The organism is Dactylosporangium sp. CS-033363 (assembly GCF_050942475.1).
Taxonomy (GTDB): domain Bacteria; phylum Actinomycetota; class Actinomycetes; order Mycobacteriales; family Micromonosporaceae; genus Dactylosporangium.
In genome coordinates this window covers 5401837-5427339 of the sequence record NZ_CP192032.1, presented here as the reverse complement: position 1 = coordinate 5427339, position 25503 = coordinate 5401837, and the positions used below count along the sequence as shown (strand labels likewise).

Sequence of the window (25503 nt, the reverse complement as noted above, 5' to 3'; positions counted from 1 at the left end):
GTGGTGCGATGCAGAGTGGTTGCACGCATGTGGACATGGTGGCCGAGGTCGAGCCGTCGGCGGACGGGTGTGAGGACTGCCTGGCGGTGGGCGGGCGTTGGGTGCATTTGCGGTTGTGCCTGACGTGCGGGCATGTGGGGTGTTGCGATTCGTCGCCGGCGAAGCATGCGACGGCGCATTTCCGGTCGTCGGGGCATCCGCTGGTGCAGTCGTTCGAGCCGGGTGAGGAGTGGGTGTGGTGTTACGCGGACGAGGCGATCGTGTCGGTGCCGGGGTTGCCGTCGCGGGCGCACAGCTGAGGTCGCCGCGCTGAGGTTGCTGTGGCCGGCCCGTCGCGTTGTGCCCTGCTGGTGGGGGTGTGTCGCGGTCGCGGCCGGCTTTTTGCTGCCCGCGTTGCCGGCGCAGCCCGTGCTGGGGGGCGCCGTTTGTCGCGGCCGGCTTTTTGCTGCCCGCGTTGCCGGCACTGGCCGTGCTGGGGGGCGCCGTTTCCGGGTCGCGGTGCTGCTGGGCGCCGTCGTGACGTGCGGTGTCCTGCGTCGTGCGGGTGTGGCCCTCGACGCCGGCCTGCGCGGTTCTGAGGTGCGCGGTTCTGAGGTGCGCTTCTGGGGTGCGGTGTTCTGGTCCGCAGGCCGGCGTTCGGTGCTCAGCGGGTCGGTGCTCAGCGGGTCGGTGCTCAGCGGGTCGTGGCTGAGCGGTGGCTGGGGCGGCGCGAGGCGGTGGCGGGCGTCTCGTGGCCGGGTTGCTGTTGGCCGGGGCGCTGGTGGTGGAGGCTCAGGCGGTACAAACGCGGCGTTTATGGTAGTTCGACTTCGAGGCTGCCGTTGACCTGGAGTTTGCGTCGGGCGCGCTCGTAGAAGGTGGTGTAGCCGAGGCGGACGACTTTGGCGGCGGCGGGGGCGGCGGAGACGGTGAGGGTGTCGCCGGGGTTGAGCTCGCCGAGGACTTCGCCGTCGACTTCGATGACGAGGCGGCCGCTGGAGGGGAGCAGTTCCAGGTCGAGGTCTTCGTTGGGGGACAGGACGAGGGCGCGGTTGAAGGCGGAGTGGGCGGCGGCGGGGACGACGAGGATGCCTTCGACGGTGGGGGAGACGATGGGTCCGCCGGCGGAGAAGCTGTAGGCGGTGGAGCCGGTGGAGGTGGCGACGATGAGGGCGTCGGCGGCGTAGCGGACGAACGGGTATCCCTGCATGGAGATGGCGATGGCGGCGAGGCCGTGGCCGGGGGTGCGGACGAGGGCGATGTCGTTGAACGCGGTGACGTCGGTGCCGTCGGGCAGGGTGGTGCGGATGGCCATGCGGGGTTCGACGGTGAAGCGGTGGGCGTCGATGGCCGAGAGGGCGTCGGGGAGTTCGTCGACGGAGACTTCGGCGAGGAAGCCGAGCCGGCCGAGGTTGACGCCGAGGACCGGGGTGGGTTTGCCGGACAGCAGGCGCATGCTGCGCAGCATGGTGCCGTCGCCGCCGAGGCTGACGACGAGGGAGGCGCGGCCGACGAGTTCGTCGGCGGATACGGCCACGGCGCTGCAGTCGATGCGGTCGACCTCGTCGGGCAGGCCGAGGACGGTGGTCTCGCGGCTGCGGGCCCAGTCGATGACGGCGTCGATGGCCGGTTTGGAGTCGCGGCGTGGATGCAGGACGAGTCCGACGGTGTGCACCATCCCCATTGGGACAACTTTACGGGGTGCGGGCCGGTTCGGGTCTGGGGGTGGTGTCGGCGCGGGTGCGGGTCTTGCGGGGCGGGAGGGCGCGCAGGACGACGGCGGCGGCGACGAGCGCGACGGCGGGGAGGGGTCCGAGCCACGGGACCTTGTCGAGCAGGAGCGCGGCCCCGGCGGCGCCGAGGGGTACGGCGATGAGGGGTGCGCCGTCGCCGGCGAGGTGGATGCGGCCGTCGTCGACGCGGATGAGGGGTCCGGTGAGGTACCCGGTGGGCTGGTCGCTGTCGCGCTGGGCGGCGGCCTGCAGGGCGGCGGCGATGGCGGCGAGGACGAGCAGCGGCAGCTGGGCGACGCCGTGCGGGTCGTGGTGGACGGCGGCCCAGGCGCCGGTGAGGGTGCACAGGGCGGCGAGCCCGGCGACGAGGCAGCGAGCCGGGGGCAGGTTGCGGGCGAGTGCGACGGTGATCGTGTAGACGGCGGCGGCGAGCGCGGCCCGGGCGGCGGTGCCGGTGAGGTGGTGGGGGTCGGTGGCGGCGGTGATGCCGACGAGGAGCAGGTTGGCGGGGACGACGCCGGCGAAGACGCCGCCGAGGTACAGCAGGGCGAGGCCGTCGACGTAGCCTGCGGCGAGGGCGAGGATCCACACGGTTCGGCGCACCTTGTGCCGCTTCCCTGCCGGCGGGGTCCGTCCCTCACCCACCCCGGGTGACTGTGGGGTTCATCCTGGGTACGGGTACGTTGGCGGTTGGTCCGGGGCCGCTGGTTCTTCGTCGCTTGCCCGGGTCGCTTGCTCGGGGCCGCTTGGTTCGCGCGGGAGGGGGTCGGGTGTCGATCGCGTTACGGCTGGCGTTGCACCTGCCGCGGGATGCGGCGACGGTACCGGTGGTGCGGCGGCTGCTGGATCAGGCTCTGCGGACGCTGGGCGTGGAGCCGTCGTGCCGCGACGATGTGGGGCTGATCCTGACCGAGGCGTGCGCGAATGTGATCGAGCATGCTTTGCAGATCCATGACTATGAGATCACGATCGACGTGTCGGGGGAGCGGTGCGTGATCCATGTGATCAACGCTGGGGCGGTGGTGGATCCGGCTCGGCTGGCGCCTTCTCCGGCTGTGCTGCCTGGTCTCACGACGTCTGGTCTCACGGCGTCTGGTCTTGCCGGGTCCGGGGCCGGTGGTTCGGGTGGGTCTGGTGTCTCGGCCGGCTCGGCGGAGCCCGGAGTGTCCGTGCGGCCTGACCTGCCGGCTCAGGCTGGAGCGGTGCCGGCGGCTTCGGCGGCTGAGGTGACGGCGGCTGCTTCGGACGTGACGGCGGCTTCTCCGGACGCGATGGGGGCTGGAATCGCGGCGGGCTCGGCGGCGGGCTCGGGCGCTGGGCCGGTCGTGCCGGCGGCGCGGCCGTCGGGTGACGGGTTCGGCGCGGCTGGCGGGTTCGGCAGGTTCGGCGGTTTCAGCGGCGGCGACGGCGGTGCGGTGTCGTCGGCTTCTTCGTCCTCGCCTTCGCCGTTGTCCTCGCCGGCGGCGGCTGCCGGCTCCGGGGACGGGCACGCCGATCCCGTGCTGGACGAGCACGGGCGGGGGTTGCACATCATCCGCTCTCTGGCGGACGAGTTGTACCTGACGCCGTCACTGACTGGCGGGTTGGTGTTGCAGGCGGTGACGACGCTGCGGTGGACGGCGGACGCCGAGGTGTGGCAGCGCCGCTGAGCGGATTATCGGATTCCTGGATCCGGTAATCCGTTAATCGATAATCCGCATCCAGGTGTTGATCGCCTGCGCGGTGTGGGAGACGTGCACCTGTTCGAGCCGCACCGGGGGCCGGGCGAACGCGAACAGGCGGGTGCCGCCGCCGAGCAGGACCGGGGCGGTGATCGCGAGGATCTCGTCGAGCTCGCCGAGGGCCAGGCACTGCCGGGCGATGTCGGCGCCGATGATGTTGACGTAGCGGTCGCCGGCGGCGGCTTTCGCCTCGCGGACCGCCGTTTCGACGTCGCCGACGAACGTGATGCCGTCACCGGACGGGCGGGGATGGTGGGTGACGACGTACTGCGGGCCGTCCCAGCCGCCGCCGAACGGTTTCCCGGCGCCGTCGGTGCCGCGGTGCGGGTCGTCGCCGCCGAACGTACGGTTCCCGACGATGATCGCGCCGATTTGCGGGATCAGGTCGTCGACGAGCGGGTTCGGGGCGATGTGCGGGGTCAGCCAGCTCATGTCGCCGCCGGGCCCGGCGATGTAGCCGTCGAGGGACATCGTCGCGGAGTAGAGCATGGTCGCCATCGGGGTACCGCCGTTCGCCGTCGGGTGGGTCGTCGCCCCATGTGACGAGCTGCGGGCCGCCGAATCATCGCTGCCGCCGATCCGGCGCGACGAACCTCCAGCCGAACTCCGGCCCCGAGGGTCTCCCGGCCGGCGGTGTGCCGCCGGCCGGTGTGGCATGCCCCCGGCACCGCCCCGCGCCGCGAGCCGGATGGTGACATGGCTCGCGGCGCGGCGGTCGGTGGATTGTCAGTAGCGGTAGTGCTCCGGCTTGTAGGGGCCGGCGACGTCGACGCCGATGTACTCGGCCTGGTCCTTGGTGAGTTCGGTCAGCCGCACGCCGAGGGCGTCGAGGTGCAGCGCGGCGACCTTCTCGTCGAGGTGTTTGGGCAGGCGGTACACCTGGCGGTCGTAGCTGTCGGGCTTCGTGAACAGCTCGATCTGGGCGATCGTCTGGTTGGTGAACGAGTTGGACATGACGAAGCTCGGGTGGCCGGTGGCGTTGCCGAGGTTGAGCAGGCGGCCCTCGGACAGGACGATGAGGGAGCGGCCGTCGGCGCGTACCCATTCGTGGACCTGGGGTTTGATTTCGCGTTTGGTGATGCCGGGCAGCTGGGCGAGGCCGGCCATGTCGATCTCGTTGTCGAAGTGCCCGACGTTGCCGACGATCGCGTTGTGCTTGAGGCGGTCGAGCTGGGCGGCGGTGACGATGCCCTTGTTGCCGGTGGCGGTGATGACCAGGTCGGCGGTGTCGATGACGTCGTCGAGGTGGACGACGGGCAGGCCGTGCATGGCGGCCTGCAGGGCGCAGATCGGGTCGATCTCGGTGACGGCGACGCGGGCGCCCATGCCGCGCAGGGCCTCGGCGGCGCCCTTGCCGACGTCGCCGTAGCCGCAGACGACGGCGAGTTTCCCGGCGAGCATCACATCGGTGGCGCGGTTGATGCCGTCGAGGAGGGAGTGGCGGATGCCGTAGGTGTTGTCGAACTTCGACTTGGTGACGGAGTCGTTGACGTTGATCGCCGGGAAGAGCAGCTCGCCGGATTCGGCGAGCTTGTAGAGGCGTTTGACGCCGTTCGTGGTCTCCTCGGTGACGCCGCGGACACCGGCGGCGATCCGGGTGAACCGCTGCGGGTCGCGGGCCAGGCTTGCGGCCAGCGCGGCGAGGATGATCCGGTACTCGGGGTCGTCGCCGTCGGCTGCCTGCGGCACGGCGCCGCGGGTTTCGGCGGTGACGCCCTGGTGGAGCAGGAGGGTGGCGTCGCCGCCGTCGTCGACGATCATGTTCGGGCCGAGGATGTCGCCGTTGTCGGCGGTGAACTGGAACAGCTGGTCGGTGCACCACCAGTACTCGGCGAGGGTTTCGCCCTTCCAGGCGAAGACCGGGGTGCCGGCGGGACGCTCGGCGCTGCCGTGGGGGCCGGCGACGACGGCGGCGGCGGCCTCGTCCTGGGTGGAGAAGATGTTGCACGACACCCAGCGGACCTGGGCGCCGAGCGCGACCAGGGTTTCGATGAGGACCGCGGTCTGGACGGTCATGTGGAGGCTGCCGGCGATGCGGGCGCCGCGCAGCGGCTGGGCGGCGGCGTACTCGCGGCGGGTCGCCATCAGGCCCGGCATCTCGTGTTCGGCGAGGCGGATCTGGGTGCGGCCGGCGTCGGCGAGGGACAGGTCGGCGACGGCGAAGTCGAGGCCGTCGTGTCGCTGCAGGTACGGGTGGCCGTGCTCGACGAGCTGCTGCAGGGTGTGTTCGGTGCGTGCTTCGGACATACCTGAGGTCACCTCCCGGTGACAGGAGGCGCCCTTGGGGTCAAGGGAGGTCAGATGCTGGCCGAGCGTGGCGGACCCCGGAGGTCCGTCGCAGCGCCTCTCGGCCCTGACCGCGGCGTCGGAGCGCCGCTGGAATTCGACGTTACCGGCTGTGGCGGCGCTCCGGCAACCCCGGGTCGCGCTGTGTGACGGTGTGATAGGCGTTACGCAACAGGTCGGTGACGTCGTACCGGCCGGCGGTGAGCGGCAGCGGGTCGAGTTGTTCGAGGATCGCGTCGCCGCGGTGCAGGGAGCCGGGGACGTCCGGGTCCGGGGGCCGGCGGCGGGGGCCGGCCTGCCAGAAGGTACCGGCGGCGGGGGTTGAGGAAACAGGCTCGGGGTGCTGGTGGCGGGCGATGTGGGACAGGGCGGAGACGCGGTGGGCGCGCAGGGCCTCGAGGAGCTCGTCGCGGCCGCGGCCCCGCCAGGCGAGGATCGCGAACGGGTCGGCGTCGAACTCCTCGGCGAGGACGTAGCAGGCGGCGGTCAGGTGCCGGCACGGTTTCTGCCAGCCGGGGCACGAGCAGTCCAGGACGATCTCGGCCAGGGACTGCGGGAACAGGGCCAGGCCGAACCCGGCGAGGATCGTCTCGAGGTTCTCGGGCAGGTGCCCGGCGAGCAGCCGGGCGGCGTGGATCGCCTCGCCGGCCAGGGCACGTTCGATGCGGGCCCAGTCGGCGGCGGTGAACGCGGCGACGCCGATCCTCGCACGGTACGTCTCGCCGTCCTCGTCGACCACCAGCGCGGTCACGATACTGGTCGAGATCGTCACGGAGCGTACCTGTCCGGCGCGGGCGTAGCGGCGGCCCGCCGAAAATGTCGTACCCATCCGCAAGGATTCGAGCATGGCCAGAAACTGGTGGGACCATCTCGTCTCAGGCATCACCGACCGCCTCGGGTCCAAGCGACATCAGGTCCAGCAGGTCGTTCGTGGACAGCCCGGTGAGCCAGCCCTCGCCGGAGCCGACCGCGACCCCGGCCAGGTCCCGTTTGCTCGCCATGATCTCCTCGACGCGTTCCTCGATGGTGCCGATGCAGACGAACGTGTGGACCTGCACGTCGCGGCGCTGCCCGATGCGGAACGCCCGGTCGGTCGCCTGCGCCTCCGCGGCCGGGTTCCACCACCGGTCGACGTGCACGACATGGTTCGCGGCGGTCAGGTTCAGGCCGGTCCCGCCCGCCTTCAGCGACACGAGCAGCACCCCCGGGCCGGACCCGGACTGGAACCGGTCGACCATGCGGTCCCGGGCGCCTTTGGGTGTACCGCCATGCAGGAACTCGACCCCCGCCCCGAGCTGCTGCGCCAGGTGCGGCACGAGCAGGTGCCCGAACCGCGCGAACTGCGTGAACACCAGGGCCCGGTCGCCGGCGGCCAGGGCCGCGGACAGGATCTCCTCGAGCCGGGCGAGTTTCCCCGACCGGCCCGGCAGCGGTGTGCCGTCGCCCATGAGGTGCGCCGGGTGGTTGCACACCTGCTTGAGTTTCGTCATCGCCGACAGCACCAGGCCTTTGCGCGCGGGCCCGGCGCGGCCCTCGCGGAGCTTCACGAACAGCTCGTCGACGACCGCCTTGTACAGGGTCGCCTGTTCCAGGGTCAGGTTGCACCACTGGCGGCGTTCGACCTTCTCCGGCAGGTCCGCGATCACCGCCCGGTCGGTCTTGACCCGGCGCAGCAGGAACGGCCGGGTCACCCGCCGCAGCCGGCGGGCGGCGTCGTCGTCGCCCCAGCGTTCGACCGGCACCGAATAGCGGGCCCGGAAGATCGACGCCTCGCCGAGCAGGCCCGGGTTGAGGAAGTCGGCGATCGACCACAGCTCGGTGAGCCGGTTCTCGACGGGGGTGCCGGTGAGCGCGACCCGGTGCCGGGCCGGCAGGCGGCGCACGGCGCGCGCGGTGACCCCGGTGGCGTTCTTGACGTGCTGGGCCTCGTCGAGCACGACCCGGTCCCAGGCGGTCGCGGCGAGGGTGTCGATGTCGCGGGTCGCCACCTGGTACGTGGTGAGCACCAGATCCGCGGCGGTGCCGGTGCCGGTGAGGCGGGCGGCGCCGTGGTGGACGCGGACCGTCAGGCCGGGGGTGAACCGTTCGATCTCCCGCCGCCAGTTGCCCAGCACCGACAGCGGGCACACGATCAGCGTCGGCGGCCGCGGCCCCCGCGAGCGCAGGTGCGCCTCCAGGGCGAGGACCTGGACGGTCTTGCCGAGGCCCATGTCGTCGGCGAGCAGCGCCCCGACCCCGACCGCGTCGAGGAACGCCAGCCACGACAGGCCGCGCCGCTGGTACGGGCGCAGCGTCGCGGTCAGCCCCGCCGGCGGGTCGAGGAGTTCCAGGTGTTCGGCGGCGCGGCCGGTGAGCAGGTCGGCGAGCCAGCCCTCCCCGTCGACGCCGGTCACCGGCAGCGGCAGGTCCCCGTCGGGGACGAGCCGGGTCAGGCGCATCGCCTCCCCGGCGGTCATCTCCCCGCGGCCGCCGCGGCGCAGAAACGCGAGCCCGGCCCGGAGCCGTTCCCGGTCCAGGTGCACCCACCGCCCGCGCAGCCGCACCAGGGGCACCTTCGCCCGGGCGAGTTCGGCGAGGTCGGCCTCGGACAGGAACTCGTCGCCGATCGCGAGCCCCCACCGGTAGGCGACGATCGCGGCCCGGTTCGTCGTCGTGTCCCGCAGCACCGGCGCCGCCGGCTGTTTCGTGCGGACCGTCAGGGTCAGCCCGAGCTCCTGCCGCCGCTGCCACTGCGCGGGCAGCAGCACCCCGAACCCGGCGTCGTGCAGCAGCGTCGCGTGGGTCAGGAACCGGTAGGCGCCGATCGTGTCGAGGCGCAGCGACTCCGGCCGGGCCGCCCACAGCGCCTCGTCGAGGTCCGCCCACAGCCGCGCCGCCCGCCCCAGGTCGGCGAGGAGCACATCCTGCGGGTAGTCGACCCACTTGAACAGCGGCGACGCCGCGTCGTGCCACACGTCGGCGGCGGGCACGAGCAGGCCCGGCTCCTCGGCGGGCTGCAGCAGGAACTCGACGAGCCACGACCCGCCGTCCTCGTCCATCGACGCCGGCCTGGGCGTGGCGGGCAGCTCCGTGCGCCGCCGGGCGGCGGCGCGGCCGGCGGGTTTCGGGGTCTTCGGGATCAGGTCGCCTTCGGGGGGCGGGGCGAGGTCGTCGTCGTCCTCGTCGCCGCCCTCGACGTAGGAGAGCCGGAAACAGAGCCGCACGGGCGCGGGCCGCCCGCTGTCCGCCCACCGCTCGAGCACCTCCCGCAGCCGCGCCACCTCAGGCCCGTCAGCCATGAACGCCCCACGCCCCTCGGCCGAGGCCCCGGACTCCGGTGCCTCGAGCGGAGCCGGCGTCCCGCCGGCCGCGGCGCCGGACAGCTTCGGTCGCTCCGCGTCCGGCACTGCGGGGCCACTCGCAGGCGCGTGGTCGTCGGCGGCGGCTGCGGATCGTGCCGACGCCGCCGCCGGCTGGTTGGCGCGGGCTGTGAGGTGCTCCGGTGGCGCGGACGCCGACGCGGTGCCGGGGGCGGCGATGGTTCCGAGGGCCGCGGTGGTGCCGTCCGGAGTCGCGCCGGGCCCCGGACGCGCGGCGGTCGGTTGGCCGCCGGGCGGCGGGCCGTCGCCGGGTACCTGCGGCTGTCCGCCGGCCGGCGGTGGGAGTGCTGCGGCGGGCAGCGGCGCAGTGCCGCCGTCCGTCGTGGCATCGATCGCTGACGGCTGCTCGTCGTCACGGCCGGCGACGTGTGCCGTCAACGGCGCTGATGCCGAGACTGCCGAGACTGCGGGGCCGGCGGCCGGCGCTGGGGCGACGCGGTCGGCGGACGAGGCGGAGGCGGAGGCGGAGGCGGAGGCGGACCGACCCGCGGACGGATCGGTGGACGGATCGGCGGGCGGTGCCGAGGTGGCGCCGCGGCGGGCGGCGGCCTCGGCGATCGCGCGGGCCTCGGCTCGGGCGGTCAGCGCCGCGGGACTCACGCCGGTCAGGCCGGCCGGACCGGTCAGGCCGGTGGACGGCGGCGCCGGCGTGGCGGTGCCGGGAGGCAGGGTGCGCAGGCGAGGGTCGGCGGTGGTGAGCGCGGACAGCCAGGCGTGCACGGCGCTCGTGTGCCGGGACTGGGCATCGGTCAGCAGCGGCCGGCCCCGCAGCCGGGCGCGGACCAGGTGGTCGACGACCGCGGTGAGGGCCTGGCGGGCGGCGTCCGCGGTGGACCACGTCACCGTGCGGGTCTTCAGACGGGCCGCGGCCGGCTCGGGGACGACGGCGGCGGTGACACCCGGCATCGAGCCGCACAGGACGTCGAACGCGGCGGCGTCCGCGCCCCACAGGACCGGCAGCCAGCGGCCGGCCGGGCCGCGGCCGGGCGATGCCAGCGACGCCAGCGACGCCGGGGTGGATTCGGTGGTCAGCGCCGGCAGGAACCGGCCCCGGTCGACGAGGGAGGTGGCGAAGGACAGCAGGTCGGCGAGGTACCCGATCGACGAGCCCGGGGCGGTGCCGGGGTCGCCGGTCAGGAGCTGCTCCGGGTCGGTACCGGCCGGCAGGACCACGACCGGGACCGTCCACACCGTCTGGCGGCGGGCGGCCGGCTCGCGGTGACCGGCCGGCAGATGCGCGGCCAGCTCCGGTGACGCGCCTGGCCGGGACGGCGTCGACGGCAGCAGTAGGTCGGCGGTCGTCACCGTCCCGGGCAGCGGCGGCAGCACCGCGAACGGGTGCACGGCCGTCCCGGTGGCGTCGCCCGAGTCCACCGCGTCCCGCGACAGCGCGTCCCGCGATAGCGCGTCCCGCGACAGCGCGGTCCGCGCGGCAGCCGTTGGCCCGGTCGCCGAAACAGCAGGATCAGGATCAGGCTCGGCCGGCGGGGGAGTGGACGGTGCCGGCCTGGCCGCGGCGGGGGACTCGGCCCAGCAGCCGAGGGTTCCGTCCGGCAGCACCAGGCCGTGCACGACGATCACCGCACCGACCCTACTGCGCGCCGCGGCCGGGACCGGGGAACGGCACCCCGGGACAGGTCAGCGCCACTGCGGGGGCTGGCCGGTGTCGACGAGCTTCCAGTCGCCGTTGTCGTACAGGACGTTGTCGTAGTAGAAGACGGTCCGGGGCAGCAGGTCCGGGGCGGTGAACGCGTCCCGGGCCGCCTCGTGCAGCGCCGCCGGCGGCACCCCCCACCGCGACGCGGCCAGCGCGGCCACATAGGACAGGGCGTGGTGGCCCATGAAGCTGTCGTACGTCAGCGAGAACACCTCATCGGAGGCGAGGGGCACATCGCGGGGGATGACGTTCGCGGGCGGCAGCGACGGCGGCAGCCCGGCCGCCGAACGCAGGGCGCTGTCGACGTAGATGGCGCAGTCGCGGTACAAAATCTGCGTCTCGGATCCGGAGAACGCGAAGAGGGTGTTCTGCCCGTGGGTCTCCAGCGGGCACCCGGTCGCGCGGGCCGCCGACGACCACATCCGCACCATCGGCGCCACGACCCGCTGCGCCACATAGTCCAGGGGCGCCTCGCCGGAGGCGTCGACGAGCTGCTCGAGCAGGGTCGGGTCGGCGGGGGCGCGCAGGTCCCCGCCGTACAGGGCGAACAGCGGCACCGTACCCGCCGGGGCGGGCGTGACGGGGCGGGCGGCGCGGATCAGGAACCCCCACGCGTCGTCGCCGAGGCCGGGGTCGAACCAGCCGCCGCCGACCTCCGGCAGGACCGGCGTCCCGGCCCGCAGCAGCTCGTCGGAGACCCACAGTTGCAGCTCGATCACCGGCCGGCGCAGGCGGCGGGTGAACCGCGACAGCCGCCGCGGATAGTGCAGCTTCACGAAATGCGGCTCCACCGGGGCGCCGTCGACGGCGGTGACGAACACGGTCCGGGCGTTCGCCGACGGCACCACCGTCAAAGCCGGCCCCGCCTCCAGGCCCAGCAGCGCCGAACGGCCCGCGAGGTCGGGACTGTCGAGGGTGTTCGGATGCACCGGCAGCAGCAGCCCGTCACCGTCGGTGTACAACGCGGGCAGCGGCGACGGTGTGCCGGCGTGCCGGAACGTGCCGAGGGCGGCAGGCACCCGGAAGGTCGGGAGCTGGAACGTCGCCGTGCCGCGCTGCGGGTGGTACGCGTCGGCGATGTCCAGGTCGCCGGCGTAGGGGCTGTAGGTGCGGGTCCCGACCCCGAGATACCGTTCCGCGTACTGCCACAACGCGATCGGGTCGCGGACGTCGATGAGGCGCATCGCCGTGAGCTTACTGTGCGTGCCCGGCGCCACCGCGAACGGAGTCCAGGGTGTCCGATGCTCAAAAAGGAGACCCGAGGGTGCGCGAAACCGTCCTCGGCGGGCCGCTGCCCGCATACGTCTACGACCCGGCGATCGTCGGCGCCCGCATCGACGCCCTCCGGCAGGCGCTGCCGGCGGGGACGCGGATCGCGTACGCGATGAAAGCCAACGGCCACCCCAGCATCGTCGACGCCGCCGCCCACGCCGCCGACGCGATCGAGGTCGCCTCCGCCGGCGAGTTGGAAGCGGCCGCCGGTACCGGGAAACCGCTCATTCTGTCCGGCCCGGCGAAACCCGATGCGCTGCTGCAGCGGGCCGTCGAACGCGACGCGGTCATCAACGTCGAAAGCCTCCACGAGCTGCGGCGCATCCCCGGCCGGGCGAGGATCTGCCTGCGGGTCAACCGCCGCCACCCGGCGCTGCCCGGCCGGCACAGGATGTCCGGCGTCCCGACCCAGTTCGGTTTCGCCGAGGACGACCTGGACGAGGCTCTGCAGGCCGCGCAACGGCACGAGGTGCTCGGGGTGCACCTGCACGCCGTGTCGAACAACCTCGACGCCGAGGCGCACGCCGCCTACATCCAGGGCTGCCTGGAATGGTCCACCATCGGGCACGTCGTCAACGCCGGCGGCGGGTTCGGCGTCGACATGACCGGGCAGCAGGCCTTCGACCTGGCCGCCCTTGGTGATCTTTCTCTCCCGGCGGGCAAGACCCTCGTCGTCGAACCGGGCCGGTACGTCGCCGCCCCGGCCGGCTGGTACGCCGTCGAAGTCCTCGACATCAAGGCCAGTCACGGCACCTGGTTCGCGGTCGTCAAAGGCGGCACCCACCACTTCCGGCTCCCCGCCTCCTGGGGGTACAGCCACCCGTTCACCGTCCTCGAAGTCGACGAGTGGCCGTACCCGTGGAAGCGTCCCGAAGTGGTCGATGCGCAGGTCACGGTGGCCGGCGAACAGTGCAACCCGCGCGACGTCCTGGCCCGCGACGAGCCGGTGACACGGCTGCGGGCCGGGGACGTGCTGCTGTTCGCGACCACCGGCGCGTACGGGTGGGAGGTCGCCCACCACGGCTTCCTGCGCCTCGACCCGCCGGCGTTCCGAATCGTGACCTGAGCAGGGCCGGGGCGGCGGGGACCGGGGTTGACGAGGGCCTACACTATGCCGACTTCCCACCCCCGGAGGCACACCCATGGCCCACCCGGCCGACCGGGCAGATGTGCGGTCACACCGCCGCAGCCCAGCTCAGGACCGCTTTCGATTCACCCCGTGGATCATCGGCGGGCTCGTCGTCGTGCTCGTCGGCGCCGGCGGCGTCTTCGCGTACGGCAAGCTGACGAAGACGACGTGCACCGGGTCCGTGACCGCGACCGTCGTCGCCTCCCCGGCCACCGCGACCCTCCTGGAAGACCTCGCCACGAAGTGGTCGGCGACCGACCCGGCCGTCGCCGGGCAGTGCGCCCACGTCGCCGTGTCCGCCCGCGACACCGCCGTCATGGCCCAGGCCCTCGGCACGCAGTGGGACGCGAAGGTCGGCCCCGCGCCCGACGTGTGGGTCCCCGACTCGTCCGCCTGGGTCCGGCGCGCCTCCACGGCCGCGATCGCCGAGCGGATGATGCCCGACCTGCAGCCCAGCCTCGCCCGCAGCCCGTCCGTGCTCGCCATGCCCAAGCCGATGGCCGAGGCGCTGGGCTGGCCCGACGGGGAGATCTCCTGGCAAGACATGATCAACAAGGTGGCGGCGGACCCGCAGGGCTGGGCGAAGTACAACAAGGCCCAGTGGGGCAAGTTCAAGTTCGGGATGTCCGACCCGCTGCAGTCCACGTCCGGCCTCCTCGCGCTGATGGCGATCCTGGACGGCAACGACGACGGCGAGGTCACCCCCGACGAGCAGGCGACCCTTGCGAAGCTCAAGCAGGAACGGGCCGTCTACACCGACACCACCGCGCAGCTGCTCGACGGGCTGTCCAAGGCCGACAAGGCCGGCGCCGAGCAGGGCCTGCAGTACGTGTCGGCGTTCCCCGCCCTCGAGCAGGACGTCCTCACCTACAACAAGTCGAACCCGCACACCCCGCTCGTGGCCGTGTACCCGTCCAACGGGTCCGCGGACGCCGACAACCCGTACCTGATCCTCGAGGCGCCGTGGGCGTCGAAGGACAAACAGGACGCGGCCAAGGCGTTCCTCGCCTACGCGCGCGGCCCCGAAGGACGCCAGGTGTTCCTCGACGCCGGGTTCCGCGACCCGAACCGCGTCGGGGGTGCCGCCCTGGCCGGGTCGACGTTCGCGGCGCGGATCAAGACCGTGCCACGGGCGGTACTGCTGCCGGAGTCCGTGAAACAGTCCATGGACACCTGGACGGCGCTGACCCGCCCCACGAACGTGCTGCTGGTCCTGGACGTGTCCGGGTCGATGAACGAACAGGTCCCCGGCACCGGCAAGACCCGCATGCAACTGGCCAAGGACGCCGCCCGCTCCGCCGTCGAGCTCTTCGACGGCGACGTCGACGCCGGCCTGTGGGTGTTCTCCACGAAACAGGCCGGGAACACCGACTACAAGCAGCTCGTCCCCATCGGCCGGGTCGGCGACACCGTCAGCGGCAAACCCCGCCGGGACCAGATGACCACGGCGATCGACAAGCTCGCCGCGACCGGCGACACCGGCCTCTACGACACCGCGGCCGCCGCCCAGCAGGCCGTCGTCGACGCCTACCAGCCCGGCGCCACGAACCTCGTCGTGCTCATGACCGACGGCAAGAACGACGACTCCACCGGCGGGCTCAACCTCGACCAGCTGCGGGAGAAACTCCAGGCGAACGCCGGCAGCGACAAGAAGGTCCCGATCGTCACCGTCGGCTACGGCAACGACGCCGACTTCGCGTCGCTGCAGGACATCTCCCGGGTCTCCGGCGGCAGCCTCTACACGTCCAAGACCGCGTTCGACATCAACGAGGTCCTGCTCACCGCCATCTTCGGCAAGGTCTAACGGGCCCGCAGCGGGTTCGGGACCGCACACCAGCGGTCGGTGAGGGGGTCGGCGGCCAGGCGCATCGCCGTCGTCGCCTTCACCGGCCACGGCTTGTTCAAAATCCAGGAGCCGTCGCTGGTACCGCCTGTGCCCGCCACGATCGCCGCGACGTCCTCCCACAGTCCGTCACCGGCGATGCTGGACAGCACCGTCGCGAACAGCGACGCGACCAGCTTCGTGCGCAACGCGTCCTCGTCGCGGGTCGGCAGCGCCCCGATGAGCGGCGGCATGCGGCGGCCGGCCCGGGCCAGGCGCTCCGGGTGCACGTGGATACCGCCGAGATCCCGGTAGTACACCCGGACCGGGTTTTGCCTGGAATCGAGCTCGACGAGGGTGTTCTGGCCGTGGGCCTCCAGGGCGACACCGTCGTGCAGCAGCCGCAGCATCGGCGGCAGGACCAGCTCCACCAGGGCCCTGCGGAAGCCGGGCGTGGCCAGGTCGGGCCGGTGGGGGAGCAGCGCCAGGGGCAGCACGTCCGCGCCGGGCGGGGGCGCCTCCCGCCACACCGCGCCCAGCGTGCGGTTGTCCAGGACGGTGCCGGCGCTCACCTCCCGCAGCACGTGCAGGCCGCCGGTGGCCAGCGACGCGACGAGGTCGGAGGCGAGGGGGCCGTTGTGGATGGCCGCGGGGGAGAGGGTCCGCACCGCCGACGTCATCTGCACCTCGACCGCCGTCTTGACGTGCCCGCCGGCCGTTTCCAGGGTCCGCAGCGACATCAGCGGCCGCGCCGGGACATCGACGCCGGTGTCGCGGACGAGGCCGGTGGCGAGGGCCCGGGGGAGTTGCCACGGGTGGACCGGGAAGCGGGGCGGGACCGGGGTTCCGGCGGTGCGCCAGTCAGCCGGGTCGGCCTCGACGATCCGCAGCGCCACGTCCGGGTGGTGCTCCGGTGCGTAGGCGAGGACGTCGAGGGTCGACATGCCGATCCTGGTGCGGCAGCACGGATGCAGCGGATGGCCGTCCACGATGGACTGTTCCGCCCCGACGAGGCCGCCGAACGGCGGCGGCGGTGCCGTCATAGCCAGGGCCAGGTTCGCGACACTGTTGTCGAGTTCCCGTTTGAACGCGGGTTTCAGGTGCAGCGCGGCCGCGAGTGTCCCCGGGTCGTCGAACGGTGTGCCGTCCACGACCACTTCCCGCGTCGGCGGGCCGAACAGCGGCGGGGGAGGACCGTCGAGGCGCGCCGGGTCGACGAGACCCTCCCGCCACAGCGCACCCCACAGCCGGGTCAGGACCGCCGCCCGCGCCTCCCGGGTCTTCTGGTGGAACGCGGGCACGAGGTGCGGGCGGTGCTCCTGCAGCGCCGCGGCGGTCTCGGCGACGTCGGGTGCGGTCACCGCCCGAGTCTAGAGAGGCCGCTGCGACCGATGTGATCGGCGTCGTCCGTTCGGCCCAATTTGTCCGCGCCGACCACCCGGCTGCCGGGTTACCTGCGGAAATGCTGTGATGTACGCGAGGATCAGCTTGGAGCACGGACGCTTCGGGAGGCCAACATGGAGATCAGACAACTGACGGCCAGCACGCCGGCCGCCGCCGCCCAGCCGCCGGCACCGCAGAAAGCGGTACCGGGCGCGGCGACGAACGCCGCGGTGGAGGCACCCGCCCCGCCGCCCAAGGGTGGACTGCCCGCCTCGCAGCAGGTGCTGAGCAAGCTCACCCCCGGCGACCGCGCCGCCATCGCCGGCGCCACGGGCTACCACCTGTCGCCGACGGGCGCCGTCACGAACGCGTCCGGGGCCGTGCCGCCCTGGTCGTTCATCATGGCGTTCGCGGCCTCCCGCACCGCCGTCCAGCCCGCCGACGACGTCGCCAAGGCGGCCTCCTCGACGGACAGCGGCAACCAGATCGACGTCACCGTCTGATCCGTCCGTTCTGCTGGATGCGCCGACACGCCGACCGCCGGCGCATCCTTGGCCACCAGTCTGCGGGTCACGGTGTCGACGTCACCGTCTGCTCCGTCCCTTGTGCTGGATGCGCCGACACGCCGACCGCCGGCGCATCCTCGGCCACCAGTCTGCGGGTTACGGTCCCGTTTCGGGGTGGAAACATGTCCCGCGCGCCGTTGACCGGGCCGCGGGCGGGCCGTTGCATGGACACATGGGCGACGCGGCGGCACTCATCGGCACCCTGCTCACCGTCATCGACCGGCGCGACTGGACCGGGCTGTCGGACCTCGTCACCGACGACGTCGTCTACCACCGCCCCGGCTGCCCGCCGATCGAGGGCGCCGACGCGTTCGTCACCTTCTACCGCCGGCGGTGCATCGTCTCCGCCGGCCGCCACCAGGTCGACCGCTGCCTGTCCGGCCCCGGCGAGGGCTTCTGCTGGGGCCGCTTCGACGGCATGTCCCACGCGGGCGTGCCCCTCAACGAGATCTTCGCCGACTGGTACGAGTTCCGCGCCGGCCGCATCGCCCGCCGCCGCACCTTCTTCTACCGCCCCGCGATCTGAGGCAGCGGCTCCCGCGCCCGCACCCACGCGTCCGGCAGCGCCGGGTCATGGGCGGCGAGGACGCCACCGACGATCGCCGCGGTCGTGTCGACGTCCCCACCGGCGGCGCAGCACGCCTCGACCCCGCCCCGGAAGTCCCCGAGGAACCGGTTCGCGACCCAGATGGTGTACGGCACGGTGTCCTGCGCCGTCACCCGTTCCCCGGTCCCGAGCTGCCGCGCCGCCTCGTCGACGCTTCGGACATGTCGCGCTTTTCGCAGCAGTTTGGCAACGACGGTGGTGGCGTCGACGTGCTGCAGGGCCGCGGCGAGCAGGTCGGGCCTCGCCCCGGTCAGGCGCGCGTGCGCCGCGGCGCTCGCGGCCACCGCCACCGCGACGGCCCCGGCGACCCCTTCGGGATGGGCGTGGGTGACGACCGCCTGCACTCCTGCCTCGGCGGCGGCACGGGCCGGGTCGCCGGCGTGGTACGCGCCGAGCGGCGCGACCCGCATCGCGGCGCCGTTGCCGTAGGAGCCCTGCCCGCCGAACCCGCTTTTCGCAGCGTCCCGCCACGGGGTGCCGCCGGCGATCGCCTGGAGGGTCAGGTAGGCGCCGACGCCGTACCCGCGGCCCGGTTCACACGCGGCCGCCCACGCCGCCGCGAGCTCGTCCTGATCTATCGTGTCGCGGATGTGCAGGTGCGCGACGAGGACCGCGGCCATCTGGGTGTCGTCGGTCCACGGCCACGGCGGCGTCCGCAGGTCGGGTCGGGTGAAATGCTGCGCCCCGTACGCGTCGCCGGTGGCGAGCCCCTCGAGCGCGTCCCTGGCAAGCCCCCGCCGGGTCTCCGGATACAGCACGGTCCGCATGGCGCCCAGCTTACGTTAGTTGACATAATGTACATTATCGACCAACTGTCTGGAGCCTGGCCGTGGCGGTGACGGCATTGCAGCGGCGCTGGACGACACCCGCCGGGCACGAGCTGGCCGGCGCCGTCCGGAACCGGCTCGTCGGCGGGGAACCTCTGGACGACGCCGGGCTCGGCCGCGTCGACGGACTGCTCGACCTGCGCGGAATCTCCTTCGGCGGCCGCGGCGCCGAAGTGCGGGATCGGTCGCTGACCGGTATCGCGTTCGACGGCGCCGACCTCACCGCGTTCCGGTTCACCGGATGCGCGGTTCGCGACTGCCGCTTCGACCGGGCGTTCTGCGTCGACTGGCGGCTGCGGGCCACCGACCTGTCCCGGTGCACGTTCACCGGCGCGAACCTGCTCGGCTCGGCGCTGGGCGCCTGGCATGCCGGTGACCACCGCGGCAACGTCTACGACCACGTCCGGTTCACGAACGCGAAGATGCGCCGGATCAGCACGGCCGCGGCGACGTACACCGACTGCGACTTCACCGGCGCCGACCTGCGCGACGTCAACTTCTGGCAGTCCAGCCTGATCCGGTGCACGTTCGCCGGCGCGGTACGGGACGTGGTGTTCGACGGGCGCATGATGGGCGAGGCGAAACCGGACCCGAACCCGATGCAGGACGTCGACCTCAGCGCCGCCCGCCTGTCCGGGACGGATTTCCGGGCCGTCGACCTGCGCCGCGTGGTCCTGCCGGCCGACCCGGACCTGCTGCTGATCGCCGGCGCCGCCGTCCTCGACCGTGCCGCCGCGCACCTGACCACATACCGGGGCGGCCACGACGCGGCGTTCGCCGCGACCATCGTGGACCATGTGCGGGCGACGCTGCTGCCGGGCACGTCCGGCCTCATCAACCTCCGCGATCTCGGCGCCGGCGCCGGGTTCATCGCCGAGCTGCTCGTCGGCGCGGGCGCGACCCGGCTGGGGTGAGCGCGCGTTCAGGTGTGGGCTACCGCACGTCGGGTGGCAACGGATGGTCACCGTCGGTTGCGGTTTTTCGGACGGCGGGGCATGGACGGTGCAGGTGGGCAGGAACCGGGCCCCGTTCGGGTGAGGCACGCTAGGTGATCGACGTATGCGGCGGCTACCCTGTGCGTATGCGTGAGATGCGCAAGGAACGGGTGACGGTGACGATGCCCGCCGATGATGCCGCGGCCGTGCGGCGGTTCGTGGACGCGGGCGGCGCGGAGTCGGTGTCGGCGTACGTGGCCGAGGCGGTGCGCGGGCGGCTGGCCCGGGACCGGGCGCTGCTGACGCTCAACGAACTTTACGCACAGCGTGGTGTACGGCTGGACCCGGAGCATCACGCGTGGGCACGCGAGGTGCTGGGGGTGGCGCCCGCGAGCGGTTCGGTGTCGTGACCGCGGTCGGAGGGCGAATCCTGGACAGTTCGGCGATCCTGGGGTTCGTGGCGGGCAAGCCGTACAGTTCCGCGATCGTGTGGCACGCCGTCGACCAGGGGGTCGTGCTGGCGGTGCCGGCGGCGGCGCTGGCGGAGGCCTGGGCGCAGACGTCGCCGAAGGACTACGACGTGCTCAAGGTGCTGCTGAGCCTGCCGGTGGTGGTCGTGGACGACCTGACCGCGGCGGATGCGATGGACGGCGGGGCGATGTTCGCCGGTGACGGCGGCCCGGCGACGGTGGCGGCCGCGCACGTGGTCCGCCGGGCGCAGGCCCGTCCCGGCTGGGCGATCGTCACGGACCGCGCCGATGTCCTGCGGCTCCTGGACCCGCAGGCGGAGATCGACGAGCTCCCCTGATTTTCCGCACCCTGTTCCCACTGCCTGTTCTCGCTCCCGTTGCCCGCTCGTGCTGTCGTACGGTGTGTCGCGTTCGGAAAATGTCGTAGGTGGCTGGTATGACTATTCCGACACATGTTCGATTGACGGGTTGGGGAGGGTGCGATGGTTGCCGCGCGGACCGCGGCCAAGGGCTTGTCGACGGTGGATCTGGAGCAGATCCGGGACACCCTCGCGGCCGGCCGGAAACCGAAAGTCGTATTCACCGAGCAGGCCGGGCAGATCGCCGGGCAGCTGGGCCAGATCGTCGCACTGACGGACCCGGAGCTGTCCGACGAGTGGGTCGTGGTGCGCTTCGGCCGCGACGAGCTGCCCTTCTCCCCCGCCGACCTGGCGATCGCCCCGAAGACCGCGCCGGCGAAGCGAGCACCGGCCGTTCCCGCACCTCGTGAGGAGAGCCCCGTGCCAGCCCCTTCCGTAGCCGACTCCCCCGCCGCCACCGCGGCCCCGGACTCCTCCCCCGCCGCCGCAGGCGACAGCTCCACCGACTCGAAGGCCGCGGGTTCCCCCGCGAAGGCCACCGCCGCGCCGGCCGGCGACACGTCCGCCTCGAGTGGCCCGGCTGCGCCCGGCTCCAGCACCGACGCGGGCGGTGATTCGTCCGATTCGTCGGCTTCGGCGGCGAAGAACACGCCGGGGAAGCCGGCCGCGAAGAAGGCCGCGCCGAAGCCCAAGCCCGCCCCGGGCCTGACGGTGACCCTCGCCTACGCCGAGGGCGAGTGGACGGTGGCCGCGAACCAGGGCGCGAAGGCCCTCGCCAAGCCGTACGTCATCAAGGCCGGCGAGGCCCTCAAGATGGTCGCGATGCTCGACGTCCCCGGCGTCCACGAGGCCGTCGAGGAGATCGTGTCCGCCGCCCGCGCCGAGGCGGAGGGCCAGGCCGAACGGCTGCGCGCCGAACTGGCCGAGATCGAGGCCCGCCTGGCCGAACTCCGCGAGGCCGAGTAAGAGGCCGAGTAACAGGGCCGAGTAAGAGCGAAGCACGCCGGACAGCGGGCCGCCGCCACCACGGCTGTGGCCCGCTGGCACCGGAGCGCGGCACAGCCCGGCCGGTGTGGCCCGCTGCCACCAGGTGGGGCGCCGCGCCGATTCGGGCTCTGACCTGCGTTGACGTTCGTCGGAGGGTTCGCCAGGGAGCTGGCCGGTGGGGCCCGGAGCGGTTCGATGGCGTTGTGTGGCTCGCGGTCGCCAGGCGGGCGCCGGCCTGGCTCGGGCTGCCTGCGTTCGCCGGGTTCGCCTGGCAACCGGTGTGGCCCGCTGTTGCCAGGCGTGCATCGCGCCGGCTCGGGCTGCCTTCGTTCATCCTCGTCGCCGGGTTCGCCGGGCAACCCGTAGCGGTTCGACGGCGCTGTGCCGGGTCGCGATCGCGCCGGGTCTGAGGTCGTGGCCGGCGGTGCACTGCCAGGTCGGATGAGCGGAACACCGGCTGACGGTATGGTTGCGCGTCCCGGATACGGCGCTACCGTGTCCGGATCGGAGCCATCCACCAGCAGCCAGAGGACACGCGCACGTGAGCGACGGGGAGCCAGCCGGACGTCCGGCCGACGACACCACCATGACGGCTGCCCGGTCCGCGGCTCCCCCGCAACTGCCCGCTCCCGCGTCGCCTCCGTCCGGCGTGGGCCCAGCTGCTGACGACGGCCCAGGTGCTGAGGATGCCGGGGCCGCGGTCGACGGTGCCGCCGCCGTGTCCGCGCCGACGGCGGACGCTCCCATCGTGGCAGACGGCGTGGCGGCGGGCAGCCGGCGGCGGCCGGGCGAGATGGCCGGGGTGGGGGTTGAGCCGTGGCGGGTTCCGCGTACGTGGCGGTTCCTGCTCGTCCTCGCCCGGGTCATCGTGGCGCCCGTCGCGCGGCTGCGGGTCACCGGCGGGCTGCCGCCGCAGTTGCGGGACGGGCCGGTCATTCTCGCCGTCAACCACATCGGGCCGTTCGACCCGATCGCGGTCACGGCGGCGTGTCAGGCGGCCGGGCTTGCGCCGCGGCTCATGGCGACCGGTGGGCTGTTCCGGGCGCCGGTCGTCGGGTCCGTCATGCGCGCTGCCGGGCATATCCGGATCAACCGGCGGCAGGCGAACGTCGCCGCCGCCGTCGACGACGTGACGCGGGCCCTCGCCGCGCGGTCGCATGTGCTCGGGTACCCGGAGGGGCGGATCACGCTCGACCCGGGGATGTGGCCGGAGCGGGGCAAGACCGGTCTGGCGCGGATCGCGCTCGCCACCGGGGCGCCCGTGGTCGCCGTCGCGCAGTGGGGGGCGCATGAGGTCGCGGCGTGGGGCGGGTTCGCGCCCACCGTGCGGACCCTGGCACGGGCGCTGGTGCGGCGGCCCGTGGTGCGGGTGCATTTCGGGGCCGTGGTCGACCTGTCCGGGGTCGACCCGGCGGTGCCGGGGGCGGCGCAGCGGGCCACCGATCGGATCATCGATGCGATCACCGAGGAGTTGCGGCCGTTGCGGGTCGGTGAGCCCCGGCTGCCGCGGTACGTCGACCCGGTGCGGCCGCTGAGCCTGCAGCGCCGCCACCGTCCCGCCGCCGCCAGAGCTGCGACCGGCGACCGACCGGGTTAGCGACGAGCCGCGGCTGCCGCGGGACGTCGACCCGTCCGGCCGCTGACGGTCCAGCGCCGCCACCGTCCCGCCGCCGCCAGAGCTGCGACCGGGGAGCGACTGGCCCAGCACCGCGACGCCGGCCCAGCGCCGCAACATGCGCGCCGCACGCCGAGAACCACGGCGACCCGAGCACCGACCGAGCCCACCGAGCATAAATCGGGCGCGGTGTCAGCCAGGTGTCACCTAACCTCGACGCGAAGACCAGAAGACGCGACAGACGCGGAGACGCGAAGCGCAGCGCCGAGCGAGCGGATGAAGGAGCACGAGCATGAGGACTTCCGGCGGTATTCCCGGTCCCCTGTCCGTTGTCTCCGCCGCCGGAAAGGCGCTTCGTGTTGCCAGGACTCTTCGAACATCCGATTGACCCGTTCCCGGCCGGGCAGCGCCGGGCTCCCGCTGCCACCCCGCTGAAATTCGTCCTCGAGACGTTCCGGCCGTTGCGGTGGGTGGTGCTGGCCGCGGCGTTCACCACGCTGGTGTGTGCGGGCGTTGAGGTGTGGCTCATCGGGTACACCGGCAGGCTTGTCGACACCCTTGCCCGGGAGACTCCCGGCGCCATCTGGGCCCGGCACGGATCGGAGCTGCTCGCCGTGGCCGGCCTCGTCCTGATCGTCCGGCCTGGGATCAATGCCGTCGGGGAGGCGCTCGACGACATCGCGTTCCGGGGCAACGCGCGGCCCCTGGCGCGGTGGCGGGCGCATCGGCACGTGGCCCGGCAGTCGGTCGGGTGGTTCCGGGCCGAGCTCGCCGGGCGGGTCGCGACCTGGGTCCGCGACGGCGGGGACGCGGCCTCGACCGCCGCGTACTGCGTGCTGCACACGCTGCTGTTCGTGGTGTCGTACATCGCCGGGTCGGTGTGGGTGATGTCGGCGATCGACGTGCGGCTGCTGGTCCCGCTCGGGGCATGGATCGCGGCGTATGCGGGGCTGATGTGGTGGGCGGTCCCCCGGTACCGGCGGCGGTCCGAGCAGTTGCAGGAGGCCGAGTCGGAGCTGACGGGGCTGCTGGTGGACGCGTACGCGAACGTGGAGACGATGGCGTTGCTCGGCGCCGAGCAGACCGGGCACGACCGGGCCGTGTTCGCCAGGGCCCGCCGCGCGCATCTGGACCTGCAGCGGGTCGAGGTGACGATCAACGCGTCGATGATGGCGCTGGGCAGCGGGCTGCTCGTCGGGCTGGTGGGGTACGGCATCGTGCTGTGGCAGGGCGGGGCGGCGCCGATCGGGCTCGTCGCGGCCGCGCTGGCGCTGAGTTTCCGGATCACGTCGATGGCGGAGTGGCTGCTCGATGCGGTGTCGGCGCTGTTCTCGTCGGCCGGGGCGCTGCGCAAGGCGTTGCAGACCGTGGCGCAGCCCCTCGCGGTCGAGGACGGCGAACTGGTGCTGGACGAGACGGCGAAGGGCGCGGTCCGGTTCGACGGCGTCGGGCACCGGCACGGGCTGCACGGCATCAGCCTCGACATCGCCGCCGGGGAACGGGTCGGGATCGTCGGGCGGTCCGGGGCCGGCAAGTCCACGCTCGTCGGGCTGCTGATGCGGTTCCACGACACGGACGCGGGGACGATCACGGTGGACGGTGTCGACATCCGGGCCGTGACGCAGGACAGCCTGCGGGCGCGGATCGGGATGGTCGGCCAGGACGCGACGCTGCTGCACCGGTCGATCCGGGAGAACATCGCCGGGCCCGGGGACGCCGATCCGGGCAGAGTCCGGGAGGCGTTGCGGCGGGCGGCCGCGGACGGGTTCGTGGACGCGTTGCCGCAGGGGGCGGAGACGGTCGTCGGGGAGCGCGGGGTGCGGCTGTCCGGCGGGCAGCGGCAGCGGATCGCGCTGGCGCGGGCGTTCTACCGGGACGCGCCGATCCTGGTGCTGGACGAGGCCACGTCGGCGCTGGACGCCGAGGCGGAGGCGGCGGTCTACGACACCCTCGGCGCGGTCCTGGCCGGGCGGACGTGCATCGCGATCTCGCACCGGCTGGCGACGATCGCGCGGATGGACCGGATCGTGGTCCTCGACGGCGGGCGGATCGCCGAGGAGGGCAGCCACGGCGAGCTCATCGGGAGACGCGGGCTGTACGCCGAACTGTGGCAGGCGCAGAACGGTCAGCCGCCCTCGCGGCGCATCCGTAAGTAGGCGAGGACGGCCTCGCGGGTCGTGCGCACGCCGAGGACCTCACGGGCCTCGGCGATGCGCCGGTTCGCGGTGCGCAGCGACAGGAACTCGGCGGCCGCGGCGGCGGCGATGGTCTCGCCGCCGGCGAGGCGTTCCAGGAGGGCGCGTTGCTCGGGGGCGAGGACGGGGCCGCCGCCGTCGTCGGACGGGTCGGTGCCGAGTTCGGCGTCGGGGTCGGTGGTGACGGGGCCGATCCGGCCGAGGTCGGCGAGCAGGGCGCGGCCGATGTCGGCGGCGGTGTCGCTGATGGCGACGATCCCGGCGCCGCGGGCGGCGGCGAGCAGGGCGAGTTCGGCGGTGTCGCCGTCGGCGACGCGGCCGAACAGGGCGAGCCGGGCGTCGGAGACGTCCCAGGCCTGGTCGGTGAGGGCGAAGCCCTCGCGGGTGGTCCAGCCCGCGCGGGCGAGCCTGCGCAGCACGGCGGTGGCGTCGGCGCCGTTCGCCACGACGTACCGCGGTGCGAGTGCCGGATCGCCCGTCATTCAGCGGCCCCTGGGTGAGAACATGCGCCCACCATGCGATGAAGGGGCCTTCCCGCACAAGACCACAGCGCTACTCATCCACGTTCCTCTATGTCCGCGAATCCGGGCCCATTACCCGG

22 protein-coding genes and 1 riboswitch are annotated in these 25503 nt (G+C 73.2%); of the genes, 12 read left to right on the top strand and 10 right to left on the bottom strand.

Annotated elements, in window-relative coordinates; all coding sequences use genetic code 11:
* The first annotated feature begins 35 nt into the window (after nt 1-35).
* On the top strand, nt 36-299 hold the full coding sequence (locus tag ACQPZ4_RS25120; protein WP_433065865.1) for a UBP-type zinc finger domain-containing protein: 264 nt from the start codon (nt 36-38) through the stop codon (nt 297-299).
* Nucleotides 300-793: 494 nt separating this feature from the next.
* Here ACQPZ4_RS25120 and ACQPZ4_RS25115 read toward each other — a convergent pair whose 3' ends face one another.
* Both ACQPZ4_RS25115 and ACQPZ4_RS25110 read right to left on the bottom strand, forming a co-directional pair.
* Nucleotides 794-1663, bottom strand: coding sequence for an NAD(+)/NADH kinase (locus ACQPZ4_RS25115; protein ID WP_433065863.1), 870 nt, complete (start codon nt 1661-1663; stop codon nt 794-796).
* 10 nt (nt 1664-1673) lie between these two features.
* The gene (locus tag ACQPZ4_RS25110; RefSeq protein WP_433065860.1) at nt 1674-2315 is read right to left on the bottom strand and encodes a DUF1275 family protein; all 642 of its coding nucleotides are present in this window, start codon (nt 2313-2315) and stop codon (nt 1674-1676) included.
* A 167-nt stretch (nt 2316-2482) separates the two neighbouring features.
* On the opposite strand from ACQPZ4_RS25110, the gene ACQPZ4_RS25105 reads away from it, so the two are divergent.
* A complete protein-coding gene (locus tag ACQPZ4_RS25105) occupies nt 2483-3361 on the top strand; it encodes an ATP-binding protein (protein WP_433065857.1) in 879 nt (292 codons plus the stop codon).
* A gap of 33 nt (nt 3362-3394) precedes the next feature.
* Here ACQPZ4_RS25105 and ACQPZ4_RS25100 read toward each other — a convergent pair whose 3' ends face one another.
* The 5 genes from ACQPZ4_RS25100 to ACQPZ4_RS25080 form a co-directional block, all read right to left on the bottom strand.
* On the bottom strand, nt 3395-3931 hold the full coding sequence (locus tag ACQPZ4_RS25100; protein WP_433065854.1) for a dihydrofolate reductase family protein: 537 nt from the start codon (nt 3929-3931) through the stop codon (nt 3395-3397).
* A 228-nt stretch (nt 3932-4159) separates the two neighbouring features.
* Entirely contained in the window at nt 4160-5680 is a 1521-nt protein-coding gene (gene ahcY / locus ACQPZ4_RS25095; protein ID WP_433065852.1) for an adenosylhomocysteinase, read from the bottom strand.
* Between the two features lie 19 nt (nt 5681-5699).
* A riboswitch (S-adenosyl-L-homocysteine riboswitch) is annotated at nt 5700-5788 on the bottom strand.
* Nucleotides 5789-5822: 34 nt separating this feature from the next.
* A complete protein-coding gene (locus ACQPZ4_RS25090; RefSeq protein WP_433065849.1) occupies nt 5823-6491 on the bottom strand; it encodes a hypothetical protein in 669 nt (222 codons plus the stop codon).
* A gap of 103 nt (nt 6492-6594) precedes the next feature.
* The gene (locus ACQPZ4_RS25085; protein ID WP_433065846.1) at nt 6595-10659 is read right to left on the bottom strand and encodes a DEAD/DEAH box helicase; all 4065 of its coding nucleotides are present in this window, start codon (nt 10657-10659) and stop codon (nt 6595-6597) included.
* 57 nt (nt 10660-10716) lie between these two features.
* Nucleotides 10717-11919: a ferric iron reductase gene (locus tag ACQPZ4_RS25080; RefSeq protein ID WP_433065843.1), complete on the bottom strand. Its 1203-nt coding sequence runs from the start codon at nt 11917-11919 to the stop codon at nt 10717-10719.
* Nucleotides 11920-11999: 80 nt separating this feature from the next.
* On the opposite strand from ACQPZ4_RS25080, the gene ACQPZ4_RS25075 reads away from it, so the two are divergent.
* Both ACQPZ4_RS25075 and ACQPZ4_RS25070 read left to right on the top strand, forming a co-directional pair.
* Nucleotides 12000-13073: a type III PLP-dependent enzyme gene (locus tag ACQPZ4_RS25075; RefSeq protein WP_433065840.1), complete on the top strand. Its 1074-nt coding sequence runs from the start codon at nt 12000-12002 to the stop codon at nt 13071-13073.
* A 103-nt stretch (nt 13074-13176) separates the two neighbouring features.
* Entirely contained in the window at nt 13177-14940 is a 1764-nt protein-coding gene (locus tag ACQPZ4_RS25070) for a substrate-binding and VWA domain-containing protein (protein WP_433065838.1), read from the top strand.
* On the opposite strand, the gene ACQPZ4_RS25065 is transcribed toward ACQPZ4_RS25070, so the two are convergent.
* Nucleotides 14937-16319: an IucA/IucC family protein gene (locus ACQPZ4_RS25065; RefSeq protein WP_433065835.1), complete on the bottom strand. Its 1383-nt coding sequence runs from the start codon at nt 16317-16319 to the stop codon at nt 14937-14939. The genes ACQPZ4_RS25070 and ACQPZ4_RS25065 overlap by 4 nt on opposite strands.
* A 156-nt stretch (nt 16320-16475) precedes the next feature.
* On the opposite strand from ACQPZ4_RS25065, the gene ACQPZ4_RS25060 reads away from it, so the two are divergent.
* Nucleotides 16476-16844, top strand: a complete 369-nt coding sequence (locus ACQPZ4_RS25060) for a hypothetical protein (protein WP_433065832.1) — start codon at nt 16476-16478, stop codon at nt 16842-16844.
* Between the two features lie 235 nt (nt 16845-17079).
* On the top strand, nt 17080-17433 hold the full coding sequence (locus ACQPZ4_RS25055; RefSeq protein WP_433065830.1) for a nuclear transport factor 2 family protein: 354 nt from the start codon (nt 17080-17082) through the stop codon (nt 17431-17433).
* Here ACQPZ4_RS25055 and ACQPZ4_RS25050 read toward each other — a convergent pair.
* Nucleotides 17415-18281, bottom strand: coding sequence for an ADP-ribosylglycohydrolase family protein (locus ACQPZ4_RS25050; protein ID WP_433065827.1), 867 nt, complete (start codon nt 18279-18281; stop codon nt 17415-17417). The genes ACQPZ4_RS25055 and ACQPZ4_RS25050 overlap by 19 nt on opposite strands.
* Nucleotides 18282-18349: 68 nt before the next feature.
* Here ACQPZ4_RS25050 and ACQPZ4_RS25045 point away from each other — a divergent pair, with 68 nt between their 5' ends.
* From ACQPZ4_RS25045 to ACQPZ4_RS25020, 6 genes are all read left to right on the top strand, one after another.
* Nucleotides 18350-19255, top strand: coding sequence for a pentapeptide repeat-containing protein (locus ACQPZ4_RS25045; RefSeq protein WP_433065824.1), 906 nt, complete (start codon nt 18350-18352; stop codon nt 19253-19255).
* Nucleotides 19256-19422: 167 nt separating this feature from the next.
* Nucleotides 19423-19686, top strand: coding sequence for a ribbon-helix-helix domain-containing protein (locus ACQPZ4_RS25040; protein WP_433065821.1), 264 nt, complete (start codon nt 19423-19425; stop codon nt 19684-19686).
* The gene (locus ACQPZ4_RS25035) at nt 19683-20084 is read left to right on the top strand and encodes a hypothetical protein (RefSeq protein WP_433065818.1); all 402 of its coding nucleotides are present in this window, start codon (nt 19683-19685) and stop codon (nt 20082-20084) included. The genes ACQPZ4_RS25040 and ACQPZ4_RS25035 overlap by 4 nt, the downstream gene beginning before the upstream one ends.
* A gap of 144 nt (nt 20085-20228) precedes the next feature.
* Nucleotides 20229-21071, top strand: a complete 843-nt coding sequence (locus ACQPZ4_RS25030; protein WP_433065815.1) for a hypothetical protein — start codon at nt 20229-20231, stop codon at nt 21069-21071.
* An 814-nt stretch (nt 21072-21885) separates the two neighbouring features.
* Entirely contained in the window at nt 21886-22689 is an 804-nt protein-coding gene (locus ACQPZ4_RS25025; RefSeq protein WP_433066648.1) for a lysophospholipid acyltransferase family protein, read from the top strand.
* A gap of 488 nt (nt 22690-23177) precedes the next feature.
* Nucleotides 23178-24863 (top strand): ABC transporter ATP-binding protein, encoded by a 1686-nt coding sequence (locus ACQPZ4_RS25020; protein WP_433066646.1) that lies wholly within the window; start codon nt 23178-23180, stop codon nt 24861-24863.
* Here ACQPZ4_RS25020 and ACQPZ4_RS25015 read toward each other — a convergent pair.
* Nucleotides 24833-25384 carry a LuxR family transcriptional regulator gene (locus ACQPZ4_RS25015; RefSeq protein ID WP_433065812.1) on the bottom strand — a complete coding sequence of 184 codons (552 nt, stop codon included), beginning with the start codon at nt 25382-25384 and terminating at the stop codon, nt 24833-24835. The two genes, ACQPZ4_RS25020 and ACQPZ4_RS25015, sit on opposite strands and share 31 nt — an antisense overlap.
* Nucleotides 25385-25503: the final 119 nt, after the last annotated feature.

What these genes read in the sequence shown, in the direction of transcription:
- ACQPZ4_RS25120 (WP_433065865.1), top strand. Translation starts at nt 36, where the DNA reads ATGGTGGCCGAGGTCGAGCCGTCGGCGGACGGGTGTGAGGACTGCCTG.
- ACQPZ4_RS25115 (WP_433065863.1), bottom strand. Translation starts at nt 1,663, where the DNA reads ATGGGGATGGTGCACACCGTCGGACTCGTCCTGCATCCACGCCGCGAC.
- ACQPZ4_RS25100 (WP_433065854.1), bottom strand. Translation starts at nt 3,931, where the DNA reads ATGGCGACCATGCTCTACTCCGCGACGATGTCCCTCGACGGCTACATC.
- ahcY (WP_433065852.1), bottom strand. Translation starts at nt 5,680, where the DNA reads ATGTCCGAAGCACGCACCGAACACACCCTGCAGCAGCTCGTCGAGCAC.
- ACQPZ4_RS25080 (WP_433065843.1), bottom strand. Translation starts at nt 11,919, where the DNA reads ATGCGCCTCATCGACGTCCGCGACCCGATCGCGTTGTGGCAGTACGCG.
- ACQPZ4_RS25060 (WP_433065832.1), top strand. Translation starts at nt 16,476, where the DNA reads ATGGAGATCAGACAACTGACGGCCAGCACGCCGGCCGCCGCCGCCCAG.
- ACQPZ4_RS25055 (WP_433065830.1), top strand. Translation starts at nt 17,080, where the DNA reads ATGGGCGACGCGGCGGCACTCATCGGCACCCTGCTCACCGTCATCGAC.
- ACQPZ4_RS25050 (WP_433065827.1), bottom strand. Translation starts at nt 18,281, where the DNA reads ATGCGGACCGTGCTGTATCCGGAGACCCGGCGGGGGCTTGCCAGGGAC.
- ACQPZ4_RS25040 (WP_433065821.1), top strand. Translation starts at nt 19,423, where the DNA reads ATGCGTGAGATGCGCAAGGAACGGGTGACGGTGACGATGCCCGCCGAT.
- ACQPZ4_RS25030 (WP_433065815.1), top strand. Translation starts at nt 20,229, where the DNA reads ATGGTTGCCGCGCGGACCGCGGCCAAGGGCTTGTCGACGGTGGATCTG.
- ACQPZ4_RS25025 (WP_433066648.1), top strand. Translation starts at nt 21,886, where the DNA reads ATGGCCGGGGTGGGGGTTGAGCCGTGGCGGGTTCCGCGTACGTGGCGG.
- ACQPZ4_RS25015 (WP_433065812.1), bottom strand. Translation starts at nt 25,384, where the DNA reads ATGACGGGCGATCCGGCACTCGCACCGCGGTACGTCGTGGCGAACGGC.